This window comes from Bacillus sp. SD127 (assembly GCF_058566445.1).
The window spans coordinates 84,001-105,530 of the sequence record NZ_CP191226.1; the positions used below are offsets into that span (position 1 = coordinate 84,001).

Here is a 21,530-nt window from a genome sequence, read left to right on the forward strand (position 1 = left end):
TTTTTTAAGAAAAGTTGAAAAACATGACAAAAGATAAACAACTGGTGGATGAAGGTGAAAAATGTGTTTTTTTCTAAACCTTTATTTTTTTTATCTTTTGACCTTAAACCGTTATAATAGACAAGGACCCATTGTTCTATTTGGGCCATAAGTGATGTAACGAATGTGATATAGATGAAATGAAGACCATTCGGCAGGAGGAAATCAAAAATGATGGATAAAAAGATCCTTGTAGTAGATGATGAAAAACCGATTGCAGATATATTAGAATTTAACTTAAGAAAAGAGGGCTATGAAGTGCATTGCGCCTATGACGGAAATGAAGCCGTTGAAATGGTGGAAGAGCTTCAGCCTGATTTAATTCTTTTAGATATTATGCTTCCGAATAAAGACGGCGTTGAAGTATGCCGTGAAGTCAGAAAGAAATACGATATGCCTATCATTATGCTGACGGCTAAGGATTCAGAAATTGATAAGGTCATCGGGCTTGAAATCGGCGCGGATGACTATGTTACGAAACCATTCAGCACACGAGAGCTTTTAGCCCGTGTGAAAGCGAACTTGCGCCGCCAGCTGACAACAGCGCCAGCGGAGGAAGAATCATCTTCCAACGACATTCATATCGGCTCCCTCGTGATCTTCCCTGACGCATATGTAGTGTCAAAACGGGATGAAACGATCGAATTAACCCATCGTGAGTTCGAGTTGCTGCATTACCTGGCAAAACACATCGGACAAGTCATGACACGTGAGCACTTGCTGCAAACAGTATGGGGCTACGATTACTTTGGGGATGTCAGAACGGTTGACGTAACAGTGCGCCGCCTTCGTGAAAAAATTGAGGACAACCCGAGCCATCCAAATTGGATTGTCACACGCCGCGGCGTCGGTTATTACTTGAGAAACCCAGAACAGGACTAATGCCCAATGAATAAGGTTGGTTTTTTTCGGTCGATCCAATTTAAGATTACCTTGATTTATGTGCTTTTGATTATCATCGCGATGCAAGTCATTGGTGTGTATTTTGTCAATCAGGTAGAGAAGTCGCTGATTACCTCTTATGAACAATCGCTTAATCAGCGAATCGACAACCTTTCTTATTATATTGAGCAGGAATATAAGAGTGATAATGACAGCACCGTCATTAAGGATGATGTCAGCCGTATTTTGAATGACTTTACGAAGAGTGATGAGATTCGGGAAATTAGTTTTGTTGATAAAAGCTATGAAGTGGTAGGCTCTTCAAGGCCATATGGAGAAGAAGTTGCAGGGAAACAAACGACGGATCTCATTTTCAAAAGAATTTTTTCTACGAAACAGTCTTATTCGAGAAAATATTATGACCCGAAAAGCAAAATAAGAGTCCTCATTTCCGCAAAGCCCGTTACGACTGAAAACCAAGAGGTTGTCGGAGCGATTTATGTAGTAGCGAGCATGGAAGATGTCTTTGGCCAAATGAAGACCATCAACACGATACTGGCCTCCGGCACTGGCTTGGCCCTCGTTTTGACAGCCCTTCTCGGTATTTTTCTGGCCAGAACCATTACCCACCCGCTTTCAGATATGAGGAAGCAGGCAATGGAGCTTGCGAAAGGAAATTTCTCCAGGAAGGTTAGAAAGTACGGACATGATGAAATTGGACAGCTCGCCACAACGTTTAATCACTTAACGAGAGAGCTTGAAGATGCTCAGGCAATGACAGAGGGTGAACGCAGAAAGCTTTCCTCTGTTATTGCCTATATGACGGATGGCGTTATTGCCACAAACCGAAACGGAGCGATTATTCTCTTGAACAGCCCGGCGCTGGAGCTGCTGAACGTTTCACGTGAAACAGCCTTAGAAATGCCGATTACAAGCCTGCTGGGGATTCAAGAGAATTATACTTTTGAAGATTTAGTCGAACAGCAGGACTCTATGCTGCTCGAAATTGAGCGCGACGATGAATTGACAGTGCTTCGTGTCAATTTCTCCGTGATTCAAAGGGAGCATGGCAAAATCGACGGTTTAATTGCTGTCATTTACGATGTAACCGAGCAGGAGAAAATTGACCAGGAACGCAGAGAGTTTGTAGCGAATGTATCACACGAGCTGCGGACGCCGCTTACGACCATGCGCAGTTATTTAGAGGCATTAGCGGAAGGCGCGTGGGAAAATAAAGACATTGCACCGCGTTTCCTAATGGTGACGCAGAATGAAACAGAGCGGATGATTCGGCTTGTAAACGATTTGCTTCAGCTTTCTAAGTTTGACAGCAAGGATTATCAATTTAATCGTGAGTGGATTCAAATCGTCCGATTTATGTCGCTCATTATTGATCGTTTTGAAATGACGAAGGAGCAGCATGTGGAATTTATCCGCAATCTGCCGGACAGAAACCTGTATGTGGAGATTGACCAGGATAAAATTACGCAGGTGCTCGATAATATTATATCCAACGCTTTAAAATACTCGCCTGAAGGCGGACATGTCACCTTCTCGATTGACGTAAATGAAGAGGAAGAACTTCTCTATATCAGCGTTAAGGATGAAGGGATCGGGATTCCGAAAAAGGATGTCGAAAAAGTCTTTGACCGCTTCTACAGGGTTGATAAAGCGAGAACGAGAAAGCTCGGCGGGACCGGTCTGGGACTTGCTATTGCCAGGGAAATGGTTCAGGCGCACGGCGGAGATATTTGGGCAGACAGTGTAGAAGGAAAAGGCACAACGATAACTTTTACTCTTCCATATAAAGAGGAACAAGAGGATGATTGGGATGAAGCGTGAAAATATAAAAACAATATTACTTACGGTACTCGTCGTCATCAGTCTTGTTTTCACATGGAGCATATGGACATTTCAGCCTAATTTTTCTGAAGACTCGTCATCAGCAGAGTCTATGGTGCGTGAGAAGCATAAAATTGAAAAAAATACTCAAAAGCTGTCTGAAACGGTAAAACCGCGGGAAATGTTTATTCATGATGACGGGGCTCATTATAAGGTCGATGATGAAACGCTTTATGATGAAGTCTGGTCAGATTTGCCGCATTGGGATGTAAAAGGCATTAAAGATATATCGGATCAATATGATAAGGCCGGATTTAAGAGCTGGTTTTATGGAAAAGGCGGTTCTGCTGCCAAGCTTGATCTGCAATTCAGTGACACGATACCTATTGATATTATTCAAACGCTGTTTAAATGGTCCAATCAATCGTTTGAATACAGCTCGTTTGATCATATTATGATCCCATTCGATGAAACAAAAACGAATAAGAAGATTTATTTGGTATCTTACAGCAAGCAGCTTATTCTGGAAGTGACGGTTGAATCAGCAAACTACCGGAATATCATGAACGATTTAAAAAACAAAGAATCAAATATGCCTGCGTACAGCTTGTTCTCGATCGGCACAAAGAAAGAGTTTTTGCTGCCGAACAAATCGCTTACGATGGATAAAAAGGAATTTGTCACGGAATCAATTAAAACAAACACTTTTAAACAAGCGCTGTTCAGCGATCCGAGCATTGTAAGAGAAGATTCGAATTATAATAACAGAAATGTACTGACGGACGGCATCAGCCGTTTAGATGTCAGCCTGACCCAGCGGCAGGTTCAATTCCAGCAGCGTAATTTAGTGCAGAGCACTTCGTATCAAACAGGTGAATTAATCAAAAAGAGCCAGAAGTACCTAGAGGATACAGGAAGCTGGACGGATCACTATCAATTTTTTAATATCAACGACAGCCAGCAGCTGAGCTTCTATATCTTTATGGATCAGCTCCCGGTCATTAACAGCATGTCTAAACCGTTTGGCGGAACTTCGGCAATCACCGTCCAATGGGCCAATGACGATATTCTCAGCTATAAACGGCCGAACTACAGTCTTGGGACCAATCCGATTAAAACAAGTGAGACACAGCTGATGAGCGGCAGGGAAGTGAGGGCCCTTCTGTCCAAACAAACGGCGTATGATACGGACAAAATTGATCAGATTTTCCCTGCGTATCAGATGATCTCAACATCAACCAACGATGATCCTCTTGTTGAGCTTGAACCGGTTTGGGCTATGAAAATAAACGGAAAAATGGTGCCGATTACGAAGGAATTATTGACGAAGGAGGGGGCAGACAATGGAGTGGAATAAGACAAAAACAATCTTCATCGTTGCCTTCCTCATTTTAGATATTTTCTTAGGCTATCAGTTTTTTGAGAAGCGATCTAATAGTAAAGAATATGAAGTCATTAAAAATGATGTAGAGCATGACATGAAGGCAGACCATATCACGTATGAAGGTCTGGATAAAGAAGCGATAGAAGGCTATCGGATCACAGCGAATCAAAAAGTCTTCACGAAGGATGATATTGAATCACTCAAGGATCAAAAGCCTATGATGGATATGCCTAGTGATGATCATAAAGTAACGAACCTAAAGATGAAGTTTACGAGCCCGATTGCCCTTTCAAAGAAAAACATAGAGGACGATGCACAGGCGCTTGTGTCTTCTAAAATTCAAGATGGTGAAAAATATAAGCTTTGGAAGGTGGATAAATCTAAAAAAGAAATCATTTACTTCCAAACGTATGAAGGTCATTACATTTATCAGAAGACTGACAACTCCTCTAATATGATCGGACAAGTGATTTTGCACTTAAACGATAAAAACGAGGTTGTGTCATACGAGCAGTCGACGCTTGAAACCTTTAAGCAGATTCAGAAAGAAAACTTAATTACTGAGCTTGATGCGGTTGAATTATTGTACTATCAAAATCAATTAAAAGAATACTGCACCATAAAGAGTGTGAAATTCGGCTATGTGGCGCAATATCCGCTGACAAGCACGCAGGTGCTGGCTCCGGTATGGAGAGTTACGGTGGAGTATGATAAAAAAGTGAACGGCGAGAAAAAGAAAGTGCAAGAGTATTTTACTGTGAATGCTTTGGAGAGTACGATTTTAGATACAGACCAATCAAAATAATGGAGTGAACTGAAATGAGCTTGCAATTTAGCGTTCTTGCGAGCGGGAGTACGGGAAATGCGTTTTACCTGGAAACAGAGGATCACGCGTTTTTAGTGGACGCCGGTTTGAGCGGGAAAGCCATGGACGGATTAATGGCGCAAATCGGACGTAAGCTGGATGATGTGGACGGCATTTTTGTGACGCATGAGCATAGTGACCATATTAAAGGCCTCGGCGTCATCGCCAGAAAGTACAAGCTTCCGATCTATGCGAACGAGAAGACGTGGAAGGCGATGGAGAACCAGATCGGCAAAATTGATACCGATCAAAAGTTTGAGTTTCCGATGGAGACGGTGAAGTCGTTTGGCGGACTTGATGTAGAATCGTTTGGCGTCTCTCACGATGCGGCAGAGCCCATGTTTTATGTGTTTCATTGTAATGGGCGCAAGCTCGCGTTAATGACAGATACAGGGTATGTCAGCGACCGGATGAAGGGCATTATCCGCTCGGCGAATGTGTTCGTTTTTGAAAGCAATCATGATGTCGGCATGCTGCAAATGGGAAGATACCCTTGGAGCATTAAGCGGCGGATTTTAAGTGACGTCGGGCACGTTTCAAATGAAGACGCTGCGTTGGCGATGACTGATGTCATCGGCGACGAGACGTCTCGTATCTACCTCGCTCATTTGAGTCAGGACAACAATATGAAAGAGCTGGCCAGAATGTCTGTCCAGCAGACATTGGCTTCCAAAGGATTTGTGACAGGCGAAACATTTGATTTGTTTGATACCGATCCGAAAAAGGCTACTCCGCTTTGCGCTGTATAATTTTTTCTTGTGTAACATGACTATTATAGGAGTTTCTAATCCACAATATAACCATATCAACGTTCTCTGAAAGGATGGAATATGGTGGATTACGAGCGTGAGGAAGAACATAATACTCCTGAACAGCCGAAGAGAAGCAAAAAAGGTTATTTTCTTTCAAGCCTGATCGGGGTGATTGTCGGCGCTGTATTGATGGCGTTTATTATGCCGTACCTTTCAAATGAGGGGTTTGATACGGGCGAGGCGGATCAGCAGCAGACCAACGGCCGGGAATCAATTCGAACAGTGAATGTCAGTGTGAACAACGCTGTCACTCAGATTGTCAGCAAAGTGTCGCCGGCTGTTGTCGGTGTCGTAAACATTCAAAAAACAGATATTTGGGGAGAAAGCGGTGAGGCTGGGAGCGGCTCAGGCGTCATCTATAAGAAAAATGACAACTCTGCTTATGTCGTGACCAATCATCATGTGATCGAGGGCGCTTCCCAAATTGAAATCAGTTTAAAAGACGGTTCGCGCGTGTCTGCTGAGCTTGTCGGCAGCGACCAGCTGATGGATCTTGCCGTTTTGCGGGTGAAAAGCGATAAAATCAAAGCTGTCGCTGATTTTGGCAATTCAGATAAAGTGAAATCTGGTGAACCGGTGATTGCGATCGGCAATCCGTTAGGCCTTGAATTTGCAGGTTCTGTCACACAGGGCGTCATATCGGGAACAGAGAGGGCGATTCCGGTAGATTCCAATGATGACGGTCAGCCTGACTGGAATGCAGAGGTGCTGCAAACCGATGCGGCCATTAACCCGGGGAACAGCGGCGGAGCTTTGTTGAATATGGACGGAAAAGTCATTGGCATCAATTCAATGAAAATCGCGGAGTCAGCGGTTGAAGGGATTGGCCTGTCCATTCCATCTAAGCTTGTGATCCCGGTGATAGAGGATTTAGAGAAATACGGCAAAGTGAAGCGTCCGTTCCTTGGAATTGAAATGAAATCGTTAAGCGATATTGCAAGCTATCATTGGGATGAAACACTGAAGCTTCCTAAACATGTGACCAATGGAGCGGTGATAATGGGTGTAGATGCCTTTTCACCTGCCGGAAAAGCGGGACTCAAGGAGCTGGATGTCATCACTGAATTTGACGGGCAAAAAATAAATGATATTGTGGATCTTCGGAAGCGGCTTTATCAGAAAAGAGTCGGTGATCGGGTGAAGGTGACGTTTTACCGCGGCGGAAAAGAAAAATCCGTTGAAGTGAAGCTGTCCTCCGCAGATCAGTTAGGAAGTTAAAAAGCAGTCTGGCACTGATGCCAGGCTGTTTTTTATGCAAAAAAACGGAACGGGGGTTACGTCCGTTCCATAGAAAATACATGGATGTTACACGTGAAACAGTGTGTAAGGGCTTGTGAGCTGCAAATACTTCCGTTTTCTTTTGACAACGTAGAAGATTTCCCGGTACCTTTGTATTTGTGACCGCAATGCTATGTGCTTTTGCTTTTGTGATGGCGACTTGTTTTTTCTGAAACTGATACTTCATTACTTTCATGCTGCTGCTGTGGACATTGAAGGTATGAAGTTTGCCATCTTCTCCACTTTCTTCATTTGAGCTGATTGAACAGTCCCTTGGTATTTCCTCCTTATCATCAGATGTAAACGACAATTGAAGTGAAAAGTGAAATCGGAAGAGGAACGGTTTTTCTGATCCGGCTCCCCTCGGGTAAAGAAGATTGTTATTTTGCGTGCAGAGAAAACTTCTTCAGCCGGTATTGCAGGCTTTGTCTGCTGATGCCGAGCTCCTGAGCGGTTTTTGAAATGTTATGGCCGTGTTTTCTAAGGATGTTTTCGATCACATATTTTTCGAAGCTCTCCATTTTTTCTTTCAAATCAGCGGCGGGCTGATGCCCTGCGGGTTCCGGCTTCGAGATGTCTGCCGGCTTGATTTTCATGCGGTATTGATATGGCAGATGGTTGGCCGTAATCGTTTGTTCATCTGTCATGAAATTCATCGCACCCTCGATCATATGCTCAAGTTCGCGAATATTTCCCGGCCAATCATAGGATAAGAAAAATTGCTTCACATCTTCACTGATATGTTCGACATTCATTTGAAACAGGTGGTTGTTTTTCTGGATGAACTCTGACGCGAGAAGCAAAATGTCCTCTTTGCGTTCCCGAAGCGGCGGGATGATCAGTGTCACGACGCTCAGCCTGTAATACAAGTCCTTGCGCATTCGTTCACCCGCAATGGCATCAATCGGGTCTTCGTTCATCGTGGCGATAATGCGCACGTCAATCGGTGTATCCTTGGTCGAACCAATGCGTCTGATTTTCCGTTCTTGCAGGGCGCGCAGCAATTTTGCCTGCAAGCTCAAATTCAGTGAGTTGATTTCATCTAACAGAAGTGTGCCGCCATGGGCTTGCTCAAACAAGCCAGGCTGGTCAACGGCACCTGTAAACGCGCCTTTTTTCGTACCGAACAGGATGCTTTCCACCAGGCTGTCAGGCAGAGCCGCACAGTTTTGAGAAATGAACGGGCCGCTTGATCGGTCGCTGCCGTTATGGATACTTTGTGCGAACAGCTCTTTTCCCGTGCCGGTTTCACCTGCGAGAAGAACCGAGGAAGACGTTCGGGTCGCCCGCTTGGCATTTTCGATGACATCCTGAATCGCCGGACTGGTGCCGAGAATGCTGTCAAATGTGTAAGTCGCGTTTCCTTTTTTATGCATATTCTCTCTGATCAGGCGTTCCAGCTTTGTCACGTCCTTGGCAATTTCGACAGCGCCTTTGATGTTGCCGTCTTGGACGATCGGATATGTATGATTGATTGTCGTGATTTCCTGGCCTTTATTATTGAAATAGCTTTGCTTTACATTTTTGATCGTTTTGCCTTCCTGGAGGGCTTGCACAAGTGTGCTGTCCTGCTGCTTCGAAAACATAAATACATCCATCAGGTTTTTATTTAAAACGTCCTGCTTCTCCATATCTTCAATTTGCATCATTTTGTTGTTATAAACAATCGTGTTTCCATGCTCGTCCACCACGTGCAGGCCGACATCAATTTCATCCAAAATGCTCTGAAACACTAATGTGAGGAATTCGCTGTCTTTGACCAAAGTATAAACCTCCCTCATTTATTTTCTTAATATTGCTTCTATTTTATAAAAGAATGGAGAGGATATGCAAAAGAATTTTGCACTATATGAAAATCCCTCTCAAAATATCTGAATATTTTTGCACCCTTGCCTCGAATATTGTAGAAAATACACGAATGTGCGAGTTGGCACGAAACTTGCATTTATAAAAAGGGAAAGCAGGATATAGTGTTGAAACAGAAAACAAGGGGGAATTCAAATATGCCAGCTTTATCAAAATCCAAAGAAATTATTGATCAGACGTCTCATTACGGTGCCAACAATTATCATCCGCTGCCGATTGTTATTTCTGAAGCGCTGGGTGCTTGGGTAAAGGACCCGGAAGGCAATGAATATATGGATATGCTGAGTGCTTATTCTGCGGTGAATCAGGGGCACAGACATCCGAAGATCATTCAGGCGTTAAAGGATCAGGCTGATAAAATCACGCTGACGTCTCGCGCGTTTCACAACGATCAGCTCGGACCGTTTTACGAAAAGGCGGCTAAGCTGACGGGAAAAGAAATGATTCTGCCGATGAATACGGGGGCTGAAGCGGTTGAGTCTGCGGTGAAAGCAGCGAGACGCTGGGCTTATGAAGTGAAGGGCGTGGCGGACAATCAGGCGGAGATCATTGCGTGCGTCGGAAATTTCCATGGCCGGACGATGCTGGCGGTTTCTCTTTCTTCTGAAGAAGAGTATAAAAGAGGGTTCGGCCCGATGCTTCCGGGAATCAAATTAATCCCTTACGGAGATGCGGAAGCGCTGCGCCAGGCGATTACGCCAAACACAGCGGCATTCTTATTTGAACCGATTCAAGGCGAAGCGGGCATTGTGATTCCGCCTGAAGGATTTTTGCAGGAAGCGGCGGCAATTTGTAAGGAAGAAAATGTGCTGTTGATTGCCGATGAAATTCAGACGGGTCTCGGACGTACAGGTAAGACATTCGCTTGTGACTGGGATGGCATTAATCCTGATATGTACATTTTGGGGAAAGCGCTTGGCGGCGGTGTGTTCCCGATCTCATGCATTGCGGCGGACCGCGACGTTTTAGGCGTGTTTAACCCGGGCTCACACGGCTCCACATTTGGCGGAAATCCGCTGGCATGTGCGGTGTCCATCGCCTCACTGGAAGTGCTGGAAGATGAAAAGCTGGCGGAGCGTTCTCTTGAGCTTGGCGAGTATTTTAAACAAGAGCTGGAGAGCATTGATAACCCAATCATTAAAGAAGTCCGCGGCAGAGGGCTGTTTATCGGTGTGGAACTGACGGAAGCGGCGCGTCCATATTGTGAGCGTTTAAAAGATGAAGGACTTTTATGCAAGGAAACGCATGATACCGTCATTCGTTTTGCACCGCCATTAATCATTTCCAAAAAGGATTTGGATTGGGCGATTGAAAAAATTAAGCATGTGCTGCAAAAGGCATAAATCCGCATCATGGCGGGATATTCACTTCGTTTGTATAAATTTACAACAGAAAAATTAGCACTCCCTATTTGCTCAGCTACAGTATTTTAGTATAATGTATCTTTATGAGAAGAAGTGAATTTCATATTAAATAGATAGAGACTCTTTGGACAGCAAACTGGGATACGCACCATGTAGATGTTCCAGCTTAGATCCAATACAAGTTGCTGAAGGGGTGCAGAATGTGAATACGAACCAAGATAACGGAAATCAGCTCCAGCGGACAATGAAATCTCGCCACTTGTTTATGATTTCATTGGGCGGAGTGATCGGAACCGGTTTCTTCCTGGGAACCGGGTTTACCATTAACCAAGCGGGACCGCTCGGCGCGGTTCTGTCTTATTTAGTGGGCGGCTTTATCATGTTTTTGACCATGCTCTGCTTAGGGGAGCTTGCGGTCGCCTTTCCTGTATCAGGGTCCTTCCAGACCTATGCGACAAAATTTATCAGCCCGGCCTTCGGGTTTGCATTCGGCTGGCTGTACTGGCTCGGCTGGGCAGTTACATGCGCAATAGAATTTTTGTCAGCGGGGCAGCTGATGCTCCGCTGGCTTCCGCACGTTGATGTCTGGATTTGGTGTCTGGTCTTTGCGGCCCTAATGTTTACCTTAAATGCAATAACCGCGAAAGCCTTTGCAGAATCTGAATTTTGGTTTTCCGGCATTAAAATATTGATTATCCTTTTATTTATTATTCTCGGCGGAGCCGCTATGTTCGGCTTCATTGACCTAAAAGGCGGAGAGCAAGCGCCGTTTCTGACGCATTTTTATGAAGATGGGTTATTCCCGAACGGCATAAAGGCAATATTGATAACGATGATTACCGTGAACTTCGCATTCCAGGGAACTGAGCTGATCGGGGTTGCAGCCGGAGAAAGTGAAAACCCTGAAAAAACGATTCCGCGGTCCATCAAACAGACAGTATGGAGAACACTTGTCTTCTTTGTTCTTTCAATCATTGTCATTGCCGGCATGATTCCGTGGAAACAGGCGGGTGTTGTGGAAAGTCCGTTTGTTGCCGTATTTGAGCAAATCGGAATTCCATATGCCGCTGATATCATGAACTTTGTTATTTTAATTGCGCTGCTATCCGTTGCAAACTCAGGTTTATACGCATCGACTCGTATCCTGTACGCGATGGCGAATGAAGGACAGGCCTTCAAAGCGCTCGGCAAAACAAATAAAAGAGGCGTGCCGCTGAACGCGTTAATTGTAACGATGGCTGTGGCCTGCCTGTCGCTTCTGTCAAAAGTAGCGGCGGCCGAAACCGTGTATATGGTGCTTCTATCCTTGGCGGGCATGAGCGCGCAAGTCGGCTGGATCGCGATCTCGCTTTCCCAAATCAGGTTCAGACGCAAATATATCCGTGAAGGCGGCAAGATAGAAGATCTAAAATTTAAAACACCGCTATATCCGGTGCTTCCGCTGATCGGCCTGACGTTAAATACAGTCGTTCTCATCAGTCTCGCGTTTGATCCGGAGCAGCGTATCGCGCTGTATTGCGGAGTACCGTTTATGGTCATTTGCTACATCATTTATCATGTCGTCATTAAAAAACGCAAGCAGGCAAATCGTCAGCTAGAGCTTTAAAAACGTTGTCCGCAAGTCATCTTTGTTAGAACCCGCATAGGACATTATCTTATATGTTGAGGTGGAATCACAGATGGATAAAACGATTTCGGTTATTGGAATGCCAATGGATTTAGGACAAGCACGACGCGGAGTGGACATGGGACCAAGCGCCATCCGGTATGCCCATTTGATTGAGAGGCTGTCAGAAATGGGTTATACGGTTGAAGATCTCGGTGACATTCCGATCAGCCGTGAAAAGATCAAAAACGATGAAGAACTGAAAAACCTAAATTCCGTACTGGCAGGAAACGAAAAGCTCGCTCAAAAGGTGAACACCGTAATTGAAGAGAAAAAATTCCCGCTTGTCTTGGGCGGCGATCACAGTATCGCGATCGGCACGCTCGCAGGTACAGCGAAGCATTACGATAAGCTCGGCGTCATCTGGTATGACGCACACGGTGACCTGAATACGCTTGAAACATCACCTTCAGGCAATATTCACGGCATGCCGCTGGCCGTCAGCCTTGGCATCGGACACGAGTCACTGGTGAACCTTGAAGGATATGCGCCTAAAATCAAACCGGAAAATGTTGTCATTATCGGCGCCCGGTCACTTGATGAAGGAGAGCGCCAGTATATTAAGGAAAGCGGCATGAAGGTGTACACCATGCACGAAATCGACCGCCTCGGCATGACAAAGGTGATCGAAGAAACCCTTGATTATTTATCAGACTGCGACGGCGTCCATCTCAGCCTCGATCTGGACGGACTTGATCCAAACGACGCACCGGGTGTCGGAACCCCTGTCGTCGGCGGCATCAGCTACCGCGAAAGCCACCTGGCTATGGAAATGCTGTATGATGCAGGCATCATTACCTCAGCTGAATTTGTTGAGGTCAACCCGATCCTTGATCATGAAAACAAAACCGGAAGAACAGCGGTAGAGCTAGTAGAATCCCTGCTAGGGAAGAAATTGCTGTAGACATGTGAAAACCCCCGCATCCCAGCGGGGGTTTTCTTTATTATCCAATCATTTTCTCAGCGACTTTCATCTCTTGTGAGTGTGATTGATGATCTGCAATAAACCAGCCGGATAAAATCACTGCTGCAACGCCTGCGCCAATTAGAAACTTTTTCATTTACATAACCTCCGTTTGTTTAATGAGTTCCTCAATCTGTATCGCTTCATAAAAAAAGTGGGCAGCTTCTTTATAAAGCTCATTTTCCCTATACCGTTCGCCAGCCAAAATGGAAAGTTCTCTTACACTGTCGTATTCTCTTTCCGACATCAACACATCCATATGTTCTTTGCATAAGTGAAACGTTTCCGCATGACCTCCTTCTGCGTAAATGGCATATAAAATATCAATTTTTGCCTCACATATCTTATTCGGCTCAGTATTTAATTTTTCCTTCAAATTTTGGTAATAAGCTAGGGCCTGTTCTTTCTTTTCGGTCTTAAACAGCTCTCGTATCAGCAAGTAAACAGAATGATAGTAATAGGCAGATCGGGCGTACTCTTCATTCTGTAACGCCTCTTCTAATTTTGAGATCGCCTCGTCTGATTTGCCGCTTTGGGCATGGAGAAGTCCAAAGTTATGTAAAAGCTGGGCTTCAAAAAAATGGTCCTCTAATTCTCTCGTCATGCGAATGGCTTCATCCAAATAGCTTTCCGCCTCTTCAAACTGGTTCATCTCGGTAAAATTGCCTGACATCGTAATTAACGCGGAGGCGAGTTTCTTTTTGTAATCCGTTTCTTCTCTGAACGTTTTGACCGCTTGCCGTGTATGGTTGAGAGACACCATATTTTGTCCCAGCTTATAATAGAGCTTGCCGACCTTCAGATGAAATTCGGCCTTTTCGATCGGATCGGGAATGTTGCTGAGATACTGCTCCGCTTCTTTATAGAGCCCGATGGCAATTTCGTAATTATTTTTATAGGCTTCATACATGCCTTCAAACAGAAAAAAGTAATATTTCAGCATGTCTGACGTAGCATTCATATGAGGAGACTCCTCATGCTCAAAGCCCAGCCCTCTCGCTTCATGAAGCAATACTTTATGGCGCAATTCTAATAAGGAGAAGTAGGCAAGCACCTCCTGATCCTCTTCCATATCATCCAATAAAGGCTTCACTTCTTCAAAGATACGGGCGGACTCTTCAACTTCATGTTTCTTGATCGCAAGGTACCAATCGTTGAGCATGTTAGCGATTTCTGCGGGTGCAATCTTATTCATTTGAAACTCCCTTCTCTATTCATTTATCAATCTATTTGCTTATCTTGATAGTAACACCTCTTTCTATTTTATGTAAAATCCTCTAGTCAATAAATAAAGGAGAAGCTATATGACCATCACGCTAACCCCCATGCAGATCGAAGATTTTCGAACCTATCTGACATACACGACTAAGCATTATGCAAAAGAAAAGATAAAGGCAGGATCGTGGCTCCCTGAAGAGGCCATGCTTTTGTCCAAACAGACTTTTTCTGATTTGCTTCCGAATGGGCTGCACACGCATCATCACCATTTGTGGAGTATTATCCTGAACGGTAAGGAAACAGCTGGCTGGCTCTGGATTCACGCAGAACCGGAACACCCGCAGCAGGAAGCGTTTATTTACGATTTCGATTGTATGAATCATATCGGGGAAAAGGTTTTGCGAAGCAAGCCTTGAACGCACTGGATGAGTGAGATATCGGGAAACATGGGCATTCGAAAGCTGTCTCTTCACGTATTTGCCCATAATGAGATGGCAAGGCGGCTGTATGAGCGGACTGGATTTCATTAGACTGATGTGATCAGGAGTAAGAAGCTCTAGGCCTGGGGAAGGCCTTTTTTTGTGAGACAACCTTCCTGTAAATGATTTCTAAAAATTCTGTAAATCACCTAGTTACCTTCCACATTTCCCTAATATAATGATGATAAAGGAAATCATCTTTCCTAACACACATGAAAAGAGGAGATGTTATGAGTATTAAGGGAAAAATGTTTATTATTTTGGTAGCGCTTACAGTTAGCGGCGGCCTGTTTATTTCTCCCGTCAAAGCTGTAAAGGCCACGAACTATGCTGAAGAAATTGCAGCGCTTCAGCCAGGCACGACCCCAGAAGAAATCACAAAATCCGCCAGCCAGATTGCCAAACAGCAGCGCGTAAAGACCGATGTCATTCTCAAACAGTTTTACAATGAAATCACCGCCGATAAAGCAGAAGGAGACCGGCTCGCCAAGGAAAGCGGCATGTCCGTGATGGGCGGCTCATCCGGTACGAAAAAACTTCCCACAAGCTCGAAAGGAAACATCTACTACACCAACTCCTACACAGCCTACTACAACCATGGCCACGTCGGCATGTACTCCGCCGCTGACAAAATTGTTGAATCTGTTCCAAGCGACGGCGTCAGACAAATTGCTTATAATGCCAGAGACGTGGAAGACAACTCCATCGTACAGACAGTCAACGTCACCTCATCTAACAAAACATCCGCTGCCGACTGGGCGGTATCAAGAGTCGGCGACCCATACTCATTTAACTTCGTCAATAACAGAAATACCGGCCATGACGGCGCCAAAAACTGTTCAAAGCTCCTATGGTCCGCATTTTTGCTCAAAGCCGGCATTGATATCGACAGCAATAAAGGGTTAGGCGTTTACCCGCGCGACATCACAAGTTCTTCCTATACGACAACCGTCATGACGATTCATTAAGGAGCGGATATGAAAAAGTGGATGATCACCATCGCCTTGCTGATGCTCGCAGGAATCGCATTAGTTGTCTTCGTTTCCCCTCTCAAAAGCCATATAGCCGTGAGTCAGCAGGATCTCCGAGACCCTGATTTTCTGAACGACAAAGAAGTCCTGCTGTATTTCTCAACCTCAGCGGATCAAGATGCATTCGGCGGCGGGAAAAGCTATGCCCTGTTTATCAGCCAAGACGGTTCGCTGTCGTCATTTAAGATGAAGGGCCTTGAGCTGGGCTCAGCCAAGGTTCACGGCGACAGTGTGATGCTGGAGGACAAAAACACGATTTTCACGATCAAAGACGGCCTGAGCTCCCATAAAAGAGCCTATCAGCACACTGGAGACAGCGCAGGCTTTCTGCAAAATACGGATGGTTTTTATACCCTATACAATTCCGGCTACGACAAAAAGGGAGACGGGTACCGCTCAGAGCTGTACCGCCAGATGAACGGAGAGTGGAAAAAAGATGTCATTCCTTACTACATCCGAGCCTCCGGTTTTCACGGTGGCGCCATTTACGCACTTGTCCCGACAGACGACGAGAAAGGCTATCAGCTCCTTCAGATTCAGGCCGATCAAAAGAAGCTTACCTATCACGCCATCACGGAATGGCAGTATCGGGAAGGAGCCTCAATCGAGTCTCAGCTTGCTGCGGACGATCAAGCTGTATATGTGATGGTTCGGGGGCAAAAAGCCAGCAATCTCTATCAAATGGTGAAAATCAATAAGAAAAACGGCAAGGTGAAGCTTTACAATATCGCCGAATACAAAAACGACGAACAAACAATATACAGCTCCATGCCCTTCAGCTTCAAAAACAGCTTTTTCTCTTATGATAGGCACCTGTACTTCATTGACGGCTTCGGAAAGGTATACAAGATCGATGCAAAGACAGGAAAAAGCCGGATTGCCTTCGCCCTTTCCCCAGAAAAAATGAAGGCCGATTTTAAAGAAATCACACAAAAAGGCAGCAGCCTCTATTTCTTCACATATACCTACAACCAGCCTGCATACATTGAACAATACAGCCTGAAAACTGGAAAGAAACTGAAGGAAAAAGAGATCGGGAAGGTAAAGGAGATTGTGGCGCCGAAGAGTCATTTGAAGCTGTATGATTTTGAGGTGATGAAGGATCTTTAAGGTGAAGGGGGTTCCGACTTGGGAGCCGTTATACTGCTTATCGTTTTTGTTTTTCCGATGATGTCAGGCGTAATTGGTGCAGCGGGTTATTTCATATGGAAGAAAGTTTGGATTGGTCCGCTCATCGTCTTTATTGCGAGTTTGATATTGTTGTTTACGTTAGCCTCTGGCAACAGTTCATTCATGTTTTGGGTTGTGCTTTATACTGCAATTGCATTAGCAGCCAGTGTTGTCACATTATTTCTCAGGAAATTATTATTCAACTGACCGCTGTTTATGAAGAGACTTGTGAAGTCTCTTTTTTTTGTTGTGCAATTTGATACATATCAAATAGAACGTTGTCCAGCCTCCATCTAAACGAGGTTCAAAACTATAAATCTCGAATGGCCTTTTCAAGCAAACAGGTGTTAATTACTGTAAAATGAATATATAAAATGGATGCAGATAAAGGAGGAAGCATATGCGCACCAAACGGGTCATTCTTCTGGCAGTTATCATCGGCATCATCTCGGCGGTTGTTGTGTTCCTGTTGAATGGAGGAAAATTGGACTGGTTTGACCTCATCGGAACCATTATCGGCTGCTTTCTTGGCATATTTGTTGTTGTAAGAATACAGAAAAAGCAGGCGTGAAAAAGGGAAAGGGTCATGCCGAACCGAAGTCATGTTCAAGGACGCAAAGTCCAAAGACATGAATGGGAGGAATGGCGTTGACAGGAAACAAAGCGGTTGTGTACAAAGGCAAAGGAAACGTGGCGGTGGAGGATATCGGCTATCCGGAGTTAATCTTGAGGGACGGACCCGGCGTTCCGAAGGCGAATGTAAACCGGAAATGTGAGCACGGGGTGATTTTGAAGGTGATTACCACAAACATTTGCGGAAGCGATCAGCACATGGTCAGAGGTCGCACAACGGCCCCTGACGGCTTGGTGCTCGGGCATGAAATTACGGGAGAAGTCATTGAAACGGGGCGGGATGTTGAATTTATCAAAAAAGGCGATATTGTTTCCGTTCCTTTCAACATTGCCTGCGGACGCTGTGTGATGTGCAGAACGCAGAAAACGCATGTGTGCCTGAATGTCAATCCGGACCGGCCGGGATCGGCTTACGGTTACGTCGATATGGGCGGCTGGGTCGGCGGCCAGTCTGAATACGTCATGGTGCCGTACGCTGATTTTCAGCTGTTGGTATTCCCGGATAAAGAAAAGGCGTTGGAGAAAATTCTTGATTTAACCATGCTGTCCGACATTTTTCCGACCGGTTTCCACGGGGCGTACACAGCGGGTGTGCAAACGGGATCGACTGTCTATATCGCAGGAGCGGGACCTGTCGGCTTAGCCGCCGCGCACTCCGCCCAGCTCCTTGGCGCTTCCACAGTGATTGTAGGCGATTTGAATGAAGACAGACTGGCACAGGCCAGAAGCTTTGGCTGTGAAACGGTCAACGTGCAAAAACACGACCGCCTCGGCGAACAAATTGAACAAATACTAGGTGAACCAACCGTTGATGCCGCAGTGGACTGTGTCGGCTTTGAAGCATCCGGACACGGCAGCCAAGGAGAAGCGCCGGCCGCCGTACTGAACTCGATCATGGATGTCACCCAGGTCGGAGGAAGTCTCGGTATTCCAGGCTTATACGTGACCGAAGATCCCGGTGCAAAGGATGCGGACGCCAAAACAGGCTCTTTAAAAATCCGCTTTGGACTCGGCTGGGCCAAAGCCCACACCTTCGTCACCGGGCAAACACCCGCTATGACATACAACCGCAACTTGATGAAAGCGATCCTCAGCGGCAGGGCGCAAATCGCAAAAGCCGTCAACGCCACTGTCATTTCTTTGGACGACGCGCCAAAAGGATACAGCGACTTTGACAAAGGAGCGGCGAAGAAATTTGTGATTGATCCGCATGGAGCATTGAAATAAAAAAAAGCCGGCGGTTCAATCGAACGCCGGCTTTATTGCTGATAATCGGTTTCTTCAAATCGATCTCCTGATTCGTCTTGGACGATTAAATCCCCTTCGATTTTGTCCAGTCCAATCAGAATATAAGGGTTCTTCTCAATTGCTTTTAGAGCAGGTTTTCGCTTCACAGTTACAATCGTTTCTTTAGGCGAGAATTTGACGTCTGACACCTCAAGCTTCTTATCCTTCTCGCTGCTTCCGAGAGAGACCACGACCATTTTTTTGCCTTCTGATATGGTGAAGACTTGGTATCCTTTCACATCATCATGTGTTTGAAGGTAATTTGCGTATAATTCTAGCTCGGAACTCCCTTCACCGATCCGATCCTTCTCTAACACCCAATAAGACGGCTGACACCCAGCAAGCAGCAACATGATCACAAAAAGCCAAACCCATCTGAAGCGCACATGCAGACCTCCCCAAACATCGGTTACATCCAAACTAACATACGAGCGAAATAGAGTCATCAACAGCTTGTTTGTCGATTTGTGGATAAAACTCAGCCCGAAGCACTACTAACATGTGAATAAATAGGTTATATTGGGAAGAGAATATTTGCAAAAATGCAAGAAACCATCGGAGGATTTGAACATGAAACAAACGTATTATTCCTGTGAAGAACACATCGAAACCGTGCTGGATATGTACATAGACGACCACGAGCTGCCGCCCGAAATCAGAAAAATCGAACATACTAACAGTTTATCCACAGCCTGTGAATTATGTGGAGACCCCGCAGTATATATAGTGGGGAACGAATGATCTTACACAAAATACAGAAAAGATATCCACAATTGTGGACAACATATATGAATAACTTGTTTCTAAAGTGGGGATGACCTGTGAATATCAATATTGTGACAATCGGAAAACTAAAAGAAAAATACCTCAAGCAAGGCATTGATGAATACACCAAACGACTTTCGGCCTACGCAAAAATCGACATCATCGAACTCCCGGACGAAAAAGCGCCGGAAAACCTAAGCGACCAGGACATGAAAATCATAAAAGACAAAGAAGGCGACCGCATCCTATCCAAAATCAGCCCCGACGCCCACGTCATCGCCCTCGCCATCGAAGGAAAAATGAAAACATCCGAAGAACTAGCCGATACAATAGACAAGCTGGCTACTTATGGAAAAAGCAAAGTCACCTTCGTCATCGGCGGATCACTCGGATTGAGCGACGCAGTGATGAAGCGAGCGGATGACAAGCTTTCGTTCTCGAAAATGACGTTTCCTCATCAGTTGATGCGTCTCATACTAGTTGAGCAGATTTATCGGGCTTTTCGGATTAATCGTGGGGAACCGTACCATAAGTAAATGAGGTTTTTTTATAAGAATATTCGAAAGCGGGGTATTTATATGTCAAATTATGAACTAGTAAAACTTTTGAAAGATAAAAAAATATTGGATAGTCTTCGGTTCTTAACGTCGTGTCAATACAAGTTAGCATCAGCTGAAATAAGTTTTAAAGCTTTAGGAAATATATGCTTGGAGCAATTTAATAATTTTGATGAGGAAAGAGATAGAATCTTTAAAAGTGTTGTAGAAAGAGGGTCTGTGACATTGCATGCTCCTTCTGAAGATAATTTGGATTATTTCGGTGAACCTGTAGCAAGAAATGTCGTCATAGATAAACTGACCATTGAAATTTTCAGCACGTTACATAGTTTTTTTGATACATTTGGTCAATGGCTTAATTCGGCACTATTTGCTAACCAAGCATTACCAATAAAACAAGTAACTATCAATAAGGTAATCGATAAGTTAGCCAAATTTCCAGAGTATACTGGAAGTTTTATCACTAGCTTAAATCATGTGACGGGGAGTTCGGAGTATAAATTTATTTCAGATTTAAATAATGTTGTTAAGCATAGGTTTCAAATATACACCCAAGCAAGATAATGGCGAAAAAAATTTGACCACTCCAAAATTCAGAAAAGAAAGTAATATTTACTCGGAAAAAGAATTGTTAGATATAACCAAAGGTTGTTTGGATTATTGTTATGTACTATACCAAGAATCAATTAATTTTATTGAGAGTTATTATAAATCAAATGACAATAATTATGTATCTAATAGAATCTATAATCCTAACACTCATTTAGTGTTTGACAACTATGAAGACGTAAAACAATTGAAAAATATAATAAACTCCATCCATTTTGTTGAACTCGAGAAAAGTAATTTAGAAAATGAGTATAAGATAATATTGGTTAGTGATGATAAAGAATCTAAAACTATAGAATTCTTTAATTCAGTATATAATTTTATTGCAGTAAAAGATATCAATACAAAGGAGTATATAGGACTTCTTAAACCTGCTAACAGTGAAGAGTACCTAATGGATGACGGGAGAAATATAGAATATAGAAGATATGTATTAGAGAGTACAGGTTATGAACAAGAATTACATATGAATATGGTAGATAATAACATTAAAGTGTTTCCACGTTTAAGCAATCTGAATATCATGGTTATTAATCCCTAAAATTATACGTAAGTTGCAGATTTATTCTTTTAAGAAAAGTTCATTATATCCAATTACCTATCTGCTAATTTTTATAGCCTACTTAATATGATAGAATATTAGGACAAGTTTACTATTAAGGGACGAAACTCATCACCTAAGTATCTTTTATTGTTAAAATACCTAATTTGCCCACCGTTCCTTTGGCGTGTCATAAGGTCTTTTTCTTGTAAATTAAGCTTCTAAGCGTTTGATAGAAATTAAGGAAGAATTAGAAGAGCATATACCAACGGATTAAA

General features: G+C 44.1%; 22 protein-coding genes and 1 pseudogene. 19 read left to right on the forward strand and 4 right to left on the reverse strand.

Translation table 11 applies throughout. The features are described from left to right. The first annotated feature begins 213 nt into the window (after window positions 1-213). The 6 genes from walR to htrC all read left to right on the forward strand — a co-directional run bounded on the left by walR (window position 214) and on the right by htrC (window position 7,042). Complete coding sequence (gene walR, locus ACQVGS_RS00525; RefSeq protein WP_010332599.1) at window positions 214-921, forward strand: cell wall metabolism DNA-binding response regulator WalR; 708 nt, start codon at window positions 214-216, stop codon at window positions 919-921. A 6-nt stretch (window positions 922-927) separates the two neighbouring features. After that, window positions 928-2,763, forward strand: coding sequence for a cell wall metabolism sensor histidine kinase WalK (gene walK / locus ACQVGS_RS00530; protein ID WP_044160205.1), 1,836 nt, complete (start codon window positions 928-930; stop codon window positions 2,761-2,763). Beyond that, complete coding sequence (walH, locus tag ACQVGS_RS00535) at window positions 2,753-4,120, forward strand: WalRK two-component regulatory system regulator WalH (RefSeq protein ID WP_106019951.1); 1,368 nt, start codon at window positions 2,753-2,755, stop codon at window positions 4,118-4,120. Before walK ends, walH begins: the two co-directional genes overlap by 11 nt. Further along, entirely contained in the window at window positions 4,107-4,952 is an 846-nt protein-coding gene (gene walI, locus ACQVGS_RS00540) for a WalRK two-component regulatory system regulator WalI (protein ID WP_024123516.1), read from the forward strand. Before walH ends, walI begins: the two co-directional genes overlap by 14 nt. Window positions 4,953-4,966: 14 nt before the next feature. Further along, complete coding sequence (locus tag ACQVGS_RS00545) at window positions 4,967-5,761, forward strand: MBL fold metallo-hydrolase (protein WP_024123515.1); 795 nt, start codon at window positions 4,967-4,969, stop codon at window positions 5,759-5,761. Window positions 5,762-5,842: 81 nt separating this feature from the next. Continuing rightward, window positions 5,843-7,042, forward strand: a complete 1,200-nt coding sequence (gene htrC / locus ACQVGS_RS00550; protein WP_095712582.1) for a serine protease HtrC — start codon at window positions 5,843-5,845, stop codon at window positions 7,040-7,042. A 440-nt stretch (window positions 7,043-7,482) separates the two neighbouring features. On the opposite strand, the gene rocR is transcribed toward htrC, so the two are convergent. Next, entirely contained in the window at window positions 7,483-8,865 is a 1,383-nt protein-coding gene (rocR, locus tag ACQVGS_RS00555) for an arginine utilization regulatory protein RocR (RefSeq protein WP_024123512.1), read from the reverse strand. Between the two features lie 240 nt (window positions 8,866-9,105). Between rocR and rocD the strand changes: the two genes are divergently transcribed. The 3 genes from rocD (at window position 9,106) to rocF (ending at window position 12,902) form a co-directional block, all read left to right on the forward strand. Then, window positions 9,106-10,311 carry an ornithine aminotransferase gene (rocD, locus tag ACQVGS_RS00560; RefSeq protein WP_010332590.1) on the forward strand — a complete coding sequence of 402 codons (1,206 nt, stop codon included), beginning with the start codon at window positions 9,106-9,108 and terminating at the stop codon, window positions 10,309-10,311. 223 nt (window positions 10,312-10,534) lie between these two features. Beyond that, window positions 10,535-11,938: an amino acid permease gene (locus ACQVGS_RS00565; RefSeq protein ID WP_491830683.1), complete on the forward strand. Its 1,404-nt coding sequence runs from the start codon at window positions 10,535-10,537 to the stop codon at window positions 11,936-11,938. A gap of 73 nt (window positions 11,939-12,011) precedes the next feature. Further along, window positions 12,012-12,902 carry an arginase gene (rocF, locus tag ACQVGS_RS00570; RefSeq protein WP_127696238.1) on the forward strand — a complete coding sequence of 297 codons (891 nt, stop codon included), beginning with the start codon at window positions 12,012-12,014 and terminating at the stop codon, window positions 12,900-12,902. 40 nt (window positions 12,903-12,942) lie between these two features. Here rocF and ACQVGS_RS00575 read toward each other — a convergent pair whose 3' ends face one another. Next, entirely contained in the window at window positions 12,943-13,059 is a 117-nt protein-coding gene (locus ACQVGS_RS00575; protein WP_010332587.1) for a Phr family secreted Rap phosphatase inhibitor, read from the reverse strand. Further along, the gene (gene rapG, locus ACQVGS_RS00580) at window positions 13,060-14,157 is read right to left on the reverse strand and encodes a response regulator aspartate phosphatase RapG (RefSeq protein ID WP_491830686.1); all 1,098 of its coding nucleotides are present in this window, start codon (window positions 14,155-14,157) and stop codon (window positions 13,060-13,062) included. 109 nt (window positions 14,158-14,266) lie between these two features. On the opposite strand from rapG, the pseudogene ACQVGS_RS00585 reads away from it, so the two are divergent. The 6 genes and pseudogenes from ACQVGS_RS00585 to fdhA all read left to right on the forward strand — a co-directional run bounded on the left by ACQVGS_RS00585 (window position 14,267) and on the right by fdhA (window position 18,720). Next, a pseudogene (locus tag ACQVGS_RS00585) lies at window positions 14,267-14,710 on the forward strand (GNAT family N-acetyltransferase). A 179-nt stretch (window positions 14,711-14,889) separates the two neighbouring features. Continuing rightward, window positions 14,890-15,627 (forward strand): YiiX/YebB-like N1pC/P60 family cysteine hydrolase, encoded by a 738-nt coding sequence (locus ACQVGS_RS00590; protein ID WP_491830688.1) that lies wholly within the window; start codon window positions 14,890-14,892, stop codon window positions 15,625-15,627. Window positions 15,628-15,636: 9 nt separating this feature from the next. After that, a complete protein-coding gene (locus tag ACQVGS_RS00595) occupies window positions 15,637-16,800 on the forward strand; it encodes a YycP family beta-propeller protein (protein ID WP_106019876.1) in 1,164 nt (387 codons plus the stop codon). 18 nt (window positions 16,801-16,818) lie between these two features. Continuing rightward, window positions 16,819-17,067, forward strand: a complete 249-nt coding sequence (locus tag ACQVGS_RS00600) for a DUF2651 family protein (RefSeq protein WP_101859660.1) — start codon at window positions 16,819-16,821, stop codon at window positions 17,065-17,067. 193 nt (window positions 17,068-17,260) lie between these two features. Further along, window positions 17,261-17,431 (forward strand): hypothetical protein, encoded by a 171-nt coding sequence (locus ACQVGS_RS00605; RefSeq protein WP_024123503.1) that lies wholly within the window; start codon window positions 17,261-17,263, stop codon window positions 17,429-17,431. A 62-nt stretch (window positions 17,432-17,493) separates the two neighbouring features. Next, window positions 17,494-18,720, forward strand: a complete 1,227-nt coding sequence (fdhA, locus tag ACQVGS_RS00610) for a formaldehyde dehydrogenase, glutathione-independent (protein WP_106019875.1) — start codon at window positions 17,494-17,496, stop codon at window positions 18,718-18,720. A gap of 32 nt (window positions 18,721-18,752) precedes the next feature. On the opposite strand, the gene ACQVGS_RS00615 is transcribed toward fdhA, so the two are convergent. After that, window positions 18,753-19,166, reverse strand: a complete 414-nt coding sequence (locus ACQVGS_RS00615) for a hypothetical protein (protein ID WP_476965801.1) — start codon at window positions 19,164-19,166, stop codon at window positions 18,753-18,755. Window positions 19,167-19,350: 184 nt separating this feature from the next. Between ACQVGS_RS00615 and ACQVGS_RS00620 the strand changes: the two genes are divergently transcribed. The 4 genes from ACQVGS_RS00620 (at window position 19,351) to ACQVGS_RS00635 (ending at window position 21,252) form a co-directional block, all read left to right on the forward strand. After that, a complete protein-coding gene (locus ACQVGS_RS00620) occupies window positions 19,351-19,521 on the forward strand; it encodes a CxxH/CxxC protein (protein WP_003236479.1) in 171 nt (56 codons plus the stop codon). 80 nt (window positions 19,522-19,601) lie between these two features. Continuing rightward, window positions 19,602-20,081, forward strand: coding sequence for a 23S rRNA (pseudouridine(1915)-N(3))-methyltransferase RlmH (rlmH, locus tag ACQVGS_RS00625; protein ID WP_255002517.1), 480 nt, complete (start codon window positions 19,602-19,604; stop codon window positions 20,079-20,081). A 42-nt stretch (window positions 20,082-20,123) separates the two neighbouring features. Beyond that, a complete protein-coding gene (locus ACQVGS_RS00630) occupies window positions 20,124-20,666 on the forward strand; it encodes a hypothetical protein (protein WP_491830693.1) in 543 nt (180 codons plus the stop codon). A 13-nt stretch (window positions 20,667-20,679) separates the two neighbouring features. Beyond that, entirely contained in the window at window positions 20,680-21,252 is a 573-nt protein-coding gene (locus ACQVGS_RS00635; RefSeq protein WP_491830695.1) for a hypothetical protein, read from the forward strand. The last annotated feature ends 278 nt before the right edge of the window (window positions 21,253-21,530 follow it).